This window comes from Pseudoalteromonas sp. SR45-5, assembly GCF_014163565.1.
Taxonomy (GTDB): Bacteria; Pseudomonadota; Gammaproteobacteria; order Enterobacterales; family Alteromonadaceae; genus Pseudoalteromonas; species Pseudoalteromonas distincta.
In genome coordinates this window covers 1-1586 of record NZ_JACJDN010000777.1, presented here as the reverse complement: position 1 = coordinate 1586, position 1586 = coordinate 1, and the positions used below count along the sequence as shown (strand labels likewise).

The 1586-nt window shown below is 41.2% G+C and carries 1 protein-coding gene; it reads left to right on the top strand.

Annotated elements, in window-relative coordinates:
* Window positions 1–1403: NAD-dependent succinate-semialdehyde dehydrogenase (locus H5072_RS18940; protein WP_182694445.1), on the top strand; the 1403-nt coding region annotated here is incomplete at its 5' end.
* Window positions 1404–1586: the final 183 nt, after the last annotated feature.

Here is a 1586-nt window from a genome sequence, read left to right as displayed (position 1 = left end):
CATTTATTAACGGCGAATTTTATAAAACTGATACGCGCTTTAGCGTTAACGATCCCGCTACCGAAAAAAGTATTGTTGAAGTAAGCGATATTGACGAGCAGGGTGTAAATAGCGCAATAACCGCAGCTCAAGGGGCTTTTGTTAAGTTAAAAACGACGAATGCCACTGAGCGAAGCGAAACCTTGATGCGCTGGTATGAGCTAGTAATAAAACACAAGCAAACACTTGCAGAGCTAATGACCAAAGAGCAAGGCAAGCCACTCAAAGAATCTCTTGGTGAGATTGATTACGGTGCAGGTTTTATCAAATGGTTTGCAGAAGAAGCCAAACGTAGTTACGGAGATGTAATTCCGCCAACAGATGACTCGCATCGTTTAACTAGCTTTAAGCAGCCTGTCGGTGTTGTAGCTGGTATAACGCCGTGGAACTTTCCTATTGCTATGGTTACTCGTAAAGTAGCGCCAGCCTACGCTGCGGGCTGTAGCTTTATACTCAAACCTTCTGAACACACGCCACTTTGTGCTATCGCACTTGCTTACTTAGCTGATCAAGCTGGTTTTGTTAAAGGTGCATTTAATGTAATGGTTTCTCAAGATGCCAAAACAGTAGGTAAAATGCTGACTGACTCAGAAGTTGTGCGTAAGTTTACATTTACCGGTTCTACCGGTGTAGGTAAGCAGTTGCTATCGCAATGTGCTGACACAATTAAGCGCACCTCGATGGAGCTTGGCGGTAATGCACCTTTTATTATTTTTGATAATGCCGACTTAGATGAAGCTGTTGAAGGGCTAATGGCGGCTAAATTTAGAAACAGTGGGCAGGCATGTGTTGCTGCAAACCGTATTTTTATACAACGTAATATTCTCGACAAAGTACTTTCAAAAATCACGCCTAAGGTTGCAGCATTAAAAGTGGCAAATGGTCTTGAAGACGATGTTGATATTGGTCCGCTTATTTACCCTAAAGCCAAAGAGAAAGTACAGCAGTTAGTACAAGACGCACTCGATAAAGGCGCGACGCTGATTGGCGATAATAGTGACTTAGGTGGCAGCTTTCAAAATCCATTAATAGTAAACAATGTCACCACAGAAATGGATATTTACCACGAAGAGGTATTTGGTCCGGTATTAACGGTTATTCCTTTTGATGAAGAGAGTGAAGTGCTTGCGCTTGCTAACGATGTACCATTTGGCCTAGCAGCCTATTTTTACAGCCAAAACATTAAGCAAGTCTACCGAGTGAGTGAAGGGCTTGAATTTGGTATGGTCGGCGTTAATGAAGGTGTTATATCAAACCCAGTAGCGCCATTTGGTGGTGTTAAGCAATCTGGTTTAGGCCGAGAAGGCGGTCATCAAGGGCTTGATGAGTACTTAGAAGAAAAGTACGTGTGTATTAAAATATAACGCCCGTTAAGTTTATGAGCGCGAATTTACTTCGCGCTTTTTTATGACGTTAATATGGCAGATATATGAACTTTATCTTTTACTGTTGCTACACAGAGCACTAAATGCTACCTTTGGAGCCATATTTTTTGTTAATAAAACAACATAAAAAAACAAATAAAAAGTAAAAGGATTTCTATAAGT